Source organism: Mesorhizobium sp. M7A.F.Ca.MR.362.00.0.0, assembly GCF_004023175.1.
In the GTDB taxonomy this organism is placed as follows: Bacteria; Pseudomonadota; Alphaproteobacteria; order Rhizobiales; family Rhizobiaceae; genus Mesorhizobium.
In genome coordinates, this window is record NZ_RZTF01001061.1 from 1 (window position 1) to 255 (window position 255).

General features: G+C 34.5%; 1 protein-coding gene. It reads right to left on the minus strand.

The window, feature by feature from the left end:
- Nucleotides 1–94: 94 nt before the first annotated feature.
- Nucleotides 95–247: a GerD family protein gene (locus tag EOC06_RS45470; RefSeq protein ID WP_368773623.1), complete on the minus strand. Its 153-nt coding sequence runs from the start codon at nucleotides 245–247 to the stop codon at nucleotides 95–97.
- Nucleotides 248–255 lie beyond the last annotated feature (8 nt).

Below are 255 nucleotides of genomic sequence, written 5' to 3' on the forward strand. Positions count from 1 at the left end.
CTATATAAAGATTGCAGAAAAGGTCATTCAAAAGGTAGGAAAATAAGAAGCCTAAATAAAAGAAAGCAGGGGATTCCCTGCTTTCTTATTTTGACTAGATTTTAAAGGACTTAGTATTAAAGTTAGAGGCTGCCTCTTTAGCTGCTTTGTCGAGCATTTCCTGAAACTTTTTCTTGAATTCAGGTGTATCCATTGATTCCTGCATAACCTGCATTAGATGTTCTCGATATTCTGTGCTTTTTAACACATTTTTCA